The following is a 9265-nucleotide window of genomic DNA, read 5'->3' as shown; positions in this document are numbered from 1 at the left end:
TGGGCATCGATTCTCATCGAGGCGCGGGGCGACAACCCCAACTCAGACGCCGGATAGATGAAAGCAAGCCAAACACGACATCAACAACAGTATTGCAGAAAAGGGGGTAACCATAGATGTGGGAGCGGGCTTGCTCGCGAAAACGGAATGTCAGTTACATCAATGTTGACTGTACTAACGCTTTCGCGAGCAAGCCCGCTCCCACATTAATCGCGTACAACCCGGGTTAATTCATCTCCCCTTCGACCCGATCCCTTCCCGCCTGCTTCGCCGCATAGACTCCCGAATCCGCGCGCAACAGCAAGGCATCCGCGCCCTCCCCGACCCGCCAACTGGCAATCCCGAAACTGGCGGTGACCGTACCGACACCTTCAATGGGTGAACTGCGCAAGCCTTGCCACAATTGCTGAGCCAACATATAGGCATGTTCGCCGCTGATATCAGGGCACAGCACCATGAACTCCTCACCGCCCAGGCGGCAGAACACATCGGTGCGACGCAGCCGGTGGCCGATCCGTTGGCACACGGCCTGCAACACCCGATCACCGATGGCATGGCCATGCAGGTCATTGATGCGCTTGAAATGGTCGATATCGAGCATGATCACCGACAGATCCCCACCGCCGCGCTCCACCCGGGCCATTTCGGTGGTCAGGCGCTCCTGGAAATAACGCCGGTTGTGGATACCTGTCAGCGAATCGGTGACCGACAGCGCGCGCAATTCCTCCTCCACCCGCTTCATATCGGAAATGTCCGAGATGTAGCCATGCCACAGCACGCCGCCACCCGGCAGTTCCTCCGGCGTGGCCTCGCCACGCACCCAACGCAGACCGCGTTGCGGCAATTGCACACGGTATTCCTCGCGCCAGGGGCTGAGGGTGTCGGCCGAGGCGCGGATCGAGGCGCGGACACGGGTGGTGTCCTGAGGGTGAATCCGGGTGAAGATCGCTTCGGCATTGAGCAGCAGCACGTCAGGTTCGAGCTCGTAGATATCGCGAATGCCGTCGCTGGCATAGATCACGCTGAAGCGTCCGTCGAATTCCATCTTGAACTGGTAGATGCCACCGGGCACGTGGGCGCTGAGTTTCTTCAACAGCAGGTCCCGCGCCGCGAGCGCTTCATGGACCCGTTTGCGTTCGGTGATGTCGATGCACACCGCCAGGTGCCCGACCCACAGGCCTTGTTCGTCGAGCACTGGCGTGGCGAGCATGTTGACCATCAAATGGCTGCCATCGCCGCGCACCAGCGTCCACTCCCGCGCCTCGTGGCCGCCCTCCACGTCGCCTTCGACCAGCATCGCCTGGCAGGTCGGCACCGGTTTGCCATAGCGCGCACTCAACTCTGCCGAGCGAGCGACCAGCTCCCGGGGCAGGTGCAGGTTCTCCAGGGTCATATGGCCGACCACTTCGGCACTGGTATAGCCAAGCATCTGCTCGGCACCCGCGTTGAAGGTGCTGATGACGCCGCGCAGGTCAGTGGCGATGATCGCGACCTGGGTGGCGGCATTCAGCACGCCACGCAACTGACCATGGGTGCCGCGCAGTTCCTGCTCTCGATCGCGCAGCTCCCGGGTGCGTTGCTCGACCAGTTTCAACGCCCGCTGCCGCTGACTGACCAACACATACAGCAAGGCACTGAGCATCACGCTGAGCAATCCACCCAACACCACCACACTGGTCACGGAGGAATGGTTGGCCTTCACGAACGCGTCGCTGGGCTGGATATCGACTTGATAGTCATGGTCGGCCATGCGCAACAGGCGCGTGGCGGACAGCTCGCTGATGGCCGGCGGGTTGGGCGACTCGAACAGCACTTCGTGCTGGTCGTCGCTCGACAAATCGAGGATGCGCACCGAGAGATAGTCACGACTCGCGTCCGGCAGTCCGTCCGCCAGCAACTGGCGCATGCTGATCACGGCCATGACATAACCGTAGGGCTTCGTGGCTTTGTGGTCCTGACTGTTGCGCTGCATGACCGGCGCGACCAGCAGCACGCCGCGCGCATAAGCCGGCTCGATACTCACCAGATGCATCGGTTGCGACACCGCCATGGCGCCATGTTGATCGGCCCGATCGAGCGTGGCACGCCGCAGCGGCTGGGCCAGCAAGTCGTAACCGAGGGGAGCGCCAAGTTTGCTTTGAGTCTGGCTATACAGCACCGCCACGTACTCATCTCGCTCGCCGGCCGGTTGCAATTGGCCGTCGGTGTTGAGCTCTCTCAGGGCGAAGCTGCTCAAGCCTCCGTCACGCACTCGGCGCTCGAACGTCGCCCGCTCGTCACGGGTGACCCGATGGGCATAGGAATACGCCTGGGTTCGCAGCAGCAAAGGTTGGGTGTAGCCGTCGAATTCCGCTCGGGACACCGAATCGGAATTGGCGAAAAACCGGCGCAGGCCGTCGAGGCGCTGCTCCTGATCTTCGAAACGCTCTTCGATACGGCTGTAACGTTCACTGGCCAGCAGTTGGAAACGTTGCCGCAATTGATGGTGAAACAGGTTCAGCGTCGACCACGCCAACAACCCGGTGAGCACCCCGCCGACCAGCAATACCAGCAGCGCGACCAGCCAGGCCGAGGCATCTTCGCTGATAAATCCCAGGATCCTGGGGCGCACGGCGTGCAACGACATAGAACGCAAACTCAAAACGCCAGGTGCGGAGAAGCCCTTTGGCCATGAACTGAGTTATAGCTATTAGCCACTAATTTGACCAGCACTGATGGGATCCTGTAGGAGCGAGCCTGCTCGCGATGGTAGCAAGAGTACCGCGTGACTCCAGAAGGCACGCGTTATCGTTATCGACCATCGCGAGCAAGCTCGCTCCTACAGTGAATCAGCACAGCTATTTAGCGAGCCATGATTTTCCAGGCGCGATGGATCTTGGCGTTGCGGGAAAAATCCGGATCGATAGTCTGGGCGGTGATCTCCTCGACCGCATAACGCTCGCCGAGATTGGCCTCCAGTTCGAACTTGCGGAAGTTGTTGGAGAAGTACAACACGCCGCCGGGCGCCAGTCGCGCCATGGCCAGGTCGATCAGTTGCACCTGGTCGCGCTGTACATCGAAGACACCTTCCATGCGCTTGGAGTTGGAGAACGTCGGCGGGTCGATAAAGATCAGGTCGTACTCGTCACGACTGGCTTCGAGCCACGCCATCACATCACCCTGCTCCAGGCGGTTCTTGTCGGAAAAACCGTTCAGCGACAGGTTGCGACGCGCCCAGTCCAGATAGGTTTTCGACAGGTCGACACTGGTGGTGTTGCGCGCGCCGCCCTTGGCCGCGTGCACGCTGGCGGTCGCGGTGTAGCAATACAGATTGAGGAAGCGCTTGCCGGCCGCCTCTTTCTGGATACGCATGCGCATCGGACGATGGTCGAGGAACAGACCGGTGTCGAGGTAGTCGGTGAGGTTCACCAGCAGCTTGATCCCGCCTTCATTGACCTCGACGAACTTGCCCTGTGCCGCCTGGCGCTCGTACTGCTTGGTGCCGCTCTGACGCTCGCGGCGCTTGACCACCACGCGGCTCTTGTCGATGTTCAACGCCTGCGGAATCGCCGCCAGGGCATCGAACATGCGCGCCGAGGCCTTTTCCGGATCGATGGATTTCGGCGCAGCGTACTCCTGGACGTGGACCCAATCGTGATACAGGTCGATGGCCATGGAGTATTCCGGCATGTCGGCATCGTACACGCGGTAGCAGTCGATGCCTTCACGCTTGACCCACTTGCCGAGGGCCTTGAGGTTCTTTTGCAGGCGGTTGGCAAACATCTGCCCGCCTTCGCTCAGGCGCGGCTGCTCGATCACCGGGGCCGGGGCTGGAACCGGTTTGATCGGATTGCCGTTTTTGTTGTATTTGCGCTCTTGCGGCTCGCTCGGCGCTTCATCGTAGGCCGCTTGCTCTCGCTCGGCCTGACGCTGTTCCGGGGTGCGACGCTCGCCGGTGACAAACTGATCCGGCAGCACCTTGATCAGCAACAGCTTGCACGGCAAGGCGCCGTTCCAGAACGAATACTGCTTGTGGCTGCGGATACCCATGCGCTTGCCCAGGTCCGGCGCGCCGGTGAACACCGCCGCCTCCCAGTTCAGGCAGGCCTGACGCAGGCGCTCGCCGAGGTTCTGGTAGAGGTAGAGCAGGCTCGCCTCATCGCCCAGACGCTCGCCGTACGGAGGGTTGCAGATGACCAGGCCTTTCTGGTTCTGGTCCGGGCGCGGCTCGAAAGTCGCGACTTCACCCTGGTAGATCTTGATCCATTCGCTCAGGCCGGCACGCTCGACGTTATTGCGGCCCGGTTGAATCAGCCGTGGATCGGCTTCGTAGCCGCGAATCCACAACGGTGTCTTGGCCAGACCGGCAGCGGCGCGCTCGGACGCTTCTTCGTGGAGTTTTTTCCACAGCGCCGGGACGTGACCGAGCCAGGCGGTGAAGCCCCACTGCTCGCGACGCAGGTTCGGCGCGATGTCGGCGGCGATCATCGCCGCTTCCACCAGGAATGTACCGACACCGCACATCGGGTCAGCCAGCGCGCCGCCTTCGGCCGCGATACGTGGCCAGCCGGAACGGATCAGGATGGCGGCCGCGAGGTTTTCCTTGAGCGGCGCCGCACCTTGCTGCAGGCGATAGCCGCGCTGATGCAGGCTGTGGCCTGACAGGTCGAGGGAAAGAATGGCTTCGCCACGGTCCAGGCGCAGGTGAATGCGCAGGTCCGGGTTGAGCTTGTCGATGGAAGGACGATCGCCTTGCGGGGTGCGCAGTTTGTCGACGATGGCGTCCTTGACCTTCAGCGCGCCGAAGTGGGTGTTGTCGATACCCGAGCCATGGCCGCTGAATTCGACGGCCAGGGTGCCGTCATTGAGCATGTGGTCTTGCCACTCGATGTCCAGCACGCCGTGGTACAGGTCTTCGGCGTCCTTCATCGGGAAACGCTTGAGCACCAGCAGCACGCGGTTGGCCAGGCGCGACCACAGGCACAGGCGATAAGCGGTTTCCATGGTGGCCATGCCGCGTACGGCAGAGGTGTGTTCCCGCGCTTCCTCAAGGCCAAGCCCGACGGCTTCCTCGATGAGCAGGCCTTCAAGGCCTTTTGGGCAAGTGAGGAAGAGTTCGAAACGATCGGACATGGGAATTCCAGAACCTTTAGCTGAGTGACCGGGCAACGCATTGCCGGTCCGGTTTTCAATCAGGCGCTTTTCTCGAAGAGCGCCCGCGTGGCACGAAGGCGTGCCGTTCCACCCTTGCTGCCCGGGTTAAATGAGCTTAGATGCAAGGGCAGATAAAAAAGTTGATGCAACAAAATGTCATAAGTCGACCCTTCGTCGAATAGTGCTTCCCGGCAACGGGAGCCATTCTCACTAAAGGATTAAGCCCATCATCCAGCGCAGGGCCGATCATACCGGGGTTTGGCCAATAAATACGCTAAAAACGCGCTGTTACTTATGGCCTTAGCACATAAATAGTTACGTCCTTATGACAAAACGATCATTCCCTCGATGTGACGCATTGGTTAGAACTCAATACAGGTTGGCGCCGCAATGACGCCAACACCTTGGCTCGTCACGCCGGCAACGAGCCGCCAACGGCAGAGTTTTTCTGCCAGACCTCAATAGAGGTCGACGCGATAAATACAGTCAACAAGTGAGGGCAACACCCTATGAGAAGACTTAAGCGTGATCCGTTGGAAAGAGCATTTTTGCGCGGATATCAATATGGCGTTGGTGGTAAATCCCGTGAGCTTTGCCCATTTACTCTACCGTCGGTACGTCAAGCCTGGATCAACGGCTGGCGAGAAGGACGCGGCGACAACTGGGACGGTATGACCGGCACTGCAGGAATCCACAGACTCAACGAACTTCACGCCGTCGGCTAATTACAGGGCACTACACTCCGACACGACAATCTGATTTGTACTGAATTAACCACGCACGTCCCATCCGGACGGCGGGCTACGGCCCAGGGGCTCCTTCATGGAGCCCTTTTTTATGCCTGCTCGCTGGTCCAAACAATCCCCTGTAGGAGCAGCCGGTCGACGCTCGATTGCTCGCGATGGACCCGAGAGCACCGCGTGCATCCAGAAAGCACGCGTTATCGTTATCGACCATCGCGAGCGAGCTCGCTCCTACAAGGGGATCAGCGTAGGGCTGCGATTGCGTCTACCGACTCACGAATCAGCGCCGGGCCTTTGTAGATGAAGCCCGAATAGATCTGCACCAGGCTCGCGCCTGCGGCGATTTTCTCTGCCGCGTGCTTGCCTTCGGTAATGCCGCCCGCCGCAATGATCGGCAAACGCCCGCCCAGCTCCGATGCCAGCACTTTCACGGTGTGAGTGCTCTTGTCACGAACCGGCGCGCCAGACAGACCGCCGGCCTCTTCACCGTGCTCCATACCTTCGACGCCTACGCGGCTCAGGGTGGTGTTGGTGGCGATGACGGCATCCATTCCGGTTTCGATCAACGCCTGCGCAACCTGTGCGGTTTCTTCGTCGCTCATGTCCGGCGCGATCTTGATCGCCAGCGGTACATGCTTGCCATGACGCAATGCCAGTTCCGCGCGGCGCTCGGCCAGATCGGCCAGCAACTGCTTGAGCGAGTCACCGAATTGCAGGCTGCGCAGGCCCGGCGTGTTCGGCGAACTGACGTTGACCGTCACATAGCTGGCGTGGGCGTAGACCTTGTCCAGGCAGATCAGGTAGTCGTCCACGGCACGCTCGACCGGCGTATCGAAGTTCTTGCCGATGTTGATGCCCAGCACGCCCTTGTACTTGGCCGCCGCGACTCGGGCCAGCAGGTGATCGACGCCGAGGTTGTTGAAACCCATGCGATTGATGATCGCCTCGGCTTCCGGCAAACGGAACAGGCGTGGCTTCGGGTTGCCCGGCTGCGGACGCGGCGTGATGGTGCCAATTTCGACAAAACCGAAACCCAGTTGGGCGAATCCATCGATGGCCGCGCCGTTCTTGTCCAGGCCGGCGGCCAGCCCCACCGGATTCGGGAAGTCCAGGCCCATGACATTCACCGGCAGCTTCGCCGGGGCCTTGCACAGCAAGCCGTTGAGCCCAAGACGCCCGCCCGCGCCGATCAGGTCCAGGGACAGATCGTGGGAGGTTTCCGGGGAGAGTTTGAACAACAGCTGACGGGCCAGGGTGTACATGGGCGGATTTGACTCGATTGGCGGCGAATTGAGGCGGCGATTATAGCCGGGCAACGGGGTGGCAAGCGAGGCGCGTGATCAAATCAACGGATAATGGCATATGCCTTGCACTACTCTGGGCACCAGCACCCATGCCAACGACCGAATGTGTGCAAAGACAATGGCGTCGTCCCCGGCCTGCTCATGCAAGAACTCGGGACGACGTTTTTTTTGCAAGGTGAACACGCGATGAACGAACCGTCAGCCGGCCCTCTGGCCTGGGTCAATGGCAGCGATGCCCCGGAAAAAACCGAAATCAATCTCGGGTTCATGGCCCTGAGCGACTGCGCCTCGGTGGTCGTCGCCGCCACCCAGGGCTTCGCCCAGCCCCACGGCTTGACCCTGAACCTCAAGCGGCAATCGTCCTGGGCCAACCTGCGGGACAAACTGGTCAGTGGCGAACTCGATGCCGCCCACAGCCTCTACGGTCTGATTTATGCCGTTCACCTGGGCATCGGTGGCGTGGCCGCGACCGACATGGCTGTGTTGATGGGCCTGAATCAGAACGGCCAGAGTATCAACCTGTCCCGCGGCTTGCAGACACTTGGAGTGACCAGTCCTGAAGCACTGGATCGGCACGTGCACCAAACTCGCTCAAAACTCACCTTCGCCCAGACGTTTCCCACCGGCACCCACGCCATGTGGCTGTATTACTGGCTCGCCAGCCAAGGCATACACCCACTGCTGGATGTCGACAGCGTGGTGGTACCGCCGCCGCAGATGGTCGCGCACTTGCGGGCCGGGCGTATCGACGGCTTCTGCGTCGGCGAACCCTGGTCCGCCAGCGCCGTGCAACAGGACCTCGGTTTCACCCTGGCCACGACTCAGACCATCTGGCCCGATCATCCGGAAAAGGTCCTCGGCTGCACCCGTGCGTTCGTCGAGCAATACCCCAATACCGCCCGGGTGTTGGTGATGGCGGTTCTGGAAGCCAGCCGCTTCATCGAAGAAAGCACCGAGAATCGCCGCAGTACCGCACAATTGCTCAGTGCCGCGCAGTACCTTGACGCGCCACTGGACTGCATCGAACCACGCCTGCTGGGCGAATACGCCGACGGCCTTGGTCACCGCTGGCAAGACCCGCACGCGCTGCGCTTGCATGGGGATGGCGAGGTCAACCTGCCGTACCTGTCCGACGGCATGTGGTTCATGACCCAGTTCCGCCGCTGGGGCTTGTTGCGCGATGATCCGGACTATCTCGCGGTAGCCCGACAGGTCCAGCAACTGGACCTCTACCGTGAAGCAGCCCGTGCCGTCGGCGTTGCTTCATCAGCCGAGCAAATGCGCAGCAGTCAATTGATCGACGGCAAGATCTGGGACGGCTCGGACCCGGCCGGTTATGCCCGCAGTTTCAAACTGCACGCCATGAGCGACAGCTCGCACCGATCCGCCAGCCGCTGACAGGAGACCACGAACATGCTGCGTATCCTGCTGATCAACGACACCGCCAAAAAAGTCGGGCGCCTGAAGGCCGCCCTGACCGAGGCCGGATTTGAAGTGATCGATGAATCCGGCCTGACCATCGACTTGCCCGAACGCGTCGAAACGGTGCGTCCGGATGTAATTCTGATCGATACCGAGTCACCGGGGCGCGATGTGATGGAACAAGTGGTGCTGGTGACGCGCGACCAGCCACGACCCATTGTGATGTTCACGGACGAACACGACCCCGATGTGATGCGACAGGCGATCAAGTCCGGGGTCAGTGCCTACATCGTCGAAGGCATTCACGCACAACGCCTGCAGCCGATTCTCGACGTGGCCATGGCACGCTTCGAGAGCGACCAGGCCTTGCGTGCCCAGCTGCATGCCCGCGACCAGCAATTGGCCGAGCGCAAGCGCATCGAACTGGCCAAGGGACTGCTGATGAAAATGAAGGACTGCAACGAGGAAGAGGCCTACACGCTGATGCGCCGCCAGGCGATGAGCCGCCAGCAGAAGCTGATTCAAGTGGCGGAGCAGATTATTGCCATGAGCGAGTTGCTCGGCTGAAACCCAGTGGTGAATGTTCTATCGCCTTCGCGAGCAAGCCCGCTCCCACAGGTGATTTGTGTTCGACGCCATTCCCTTGTGGGAGCGGGCTTGCTC

At 60.9% G+C, this 9265-nt stretch carries 6 protein-coding genes; 3 read left to right on the top strand and 3 right to left on the bottom strand.

Translation table 11 applies throughout. The annotated features are described in order from the left end of the window. Positions 1-226: 226 nt before the first annotated feature. On the bottom strand, positions 227-2626 hold the full coding sequence (locus KGB28_RS24880) for a GGDEF domain-containing protein (protein WP_223448276.1): 2400 nt from the start codon (positions 2624-2626) through the stop codon (positions 227-229). Positions 2627-2841: 215 nt separating this feature from the next. Further along, a complete protein-coding gene (gene rlmKL / locus KGB28_RS24875) occupies positions 2842-5112 on the bottom strand; it encodes a bifunctional 23S rRNA (guanine(2069)-N(7))-methyltransferase RlmK/23S rRNA (guanine(2445)-N(2))-methyltransferase RlmL (RefSeq protein ID WP_223448275.1) in 2271 nt (756 codons plus the stop codon). 530 nt (positions 5113-5642) lie between these two features. Between rlmKL and rmf the strand changes: the two genes are divergently transcribed. Beyond that, the gene (gene rmf, locus KGB28_RS24870) at positions 5643-5858 is read left to right on the top strand and encodes a ribosome modulation factor (RefSeq protein WP_003223300.1); all 216 of its coding nucleotides are present in this window, start codon (positions 5643-5645) and stop codon (positions 5856-5858) included. Positions 5859-6118: 260 nt separating this feature from the next. Here rmf and KGB28_RS24865 read toward each other — a convergent pair whose 3' ends face one another. Continuing rightward, positions 6119-7138: a quinone-dependent dihydroorotate dehydrogenase gene (locus KGB28_RS24865; protein ID WP_223448274.1), complete on the bottom strand. Its 1020-nt coding sequence runs from the start codon at positions 7136-7138 to the stop codon at positions 6119-6121. A gap of 228 nt (positions 7139-7366) precedes the next feature. Here KGB28_RS24865 and KGB28_RS24860 point away from each other — a divergent pair, with 228 nt between their 5' ends. Together KGB28_RS24860 and KGB28_RS24855 are read left to right on the top strand one after the other, a co-directional pair. After that, the gene (locus KGB28_RS24860; protein ID WP_150724661.1) at positions 7367-8578 is read left to right on the top strand and encodes a CmpA/NrtA family ABC transporter substrate-binding protein; all 1212 of its coding nucleotides are present in this window, start codon (positions 7367-7369) and stop codon (positions 8576-8578) included. Between the two features lie 15 nt (positions 8579-8593). Beyond that, a complete protein-coding gene (locus KGB28_RS24855; RefSeq protein WP_008048624.1) occupies positions 8594-9169 on the top strand; it encodes an ANTAR domain-containing response regulator in 576 nt (191 codons plus the stop codon). Positions 9170-9265: the final 96 nt, after the last annotated feature.

The sequence above is a fragment of the Pseudomonas sp. BF-R-19 genome (assembly GCF_019956445.1).
Taxonomy (GTDB): domain Bacteria; phylum Pseudomonadota; class Gammaproteobacteria; order Pseudomonadales; family Pseudomonadaceae; genus Aquipseudomonas; species Aquipseudomonas fluorescens_BH.
Note: the sequence above shows the minus strand (reverse complement) of the source record. Positions and strands in the feature narration are given on the sequence as shown.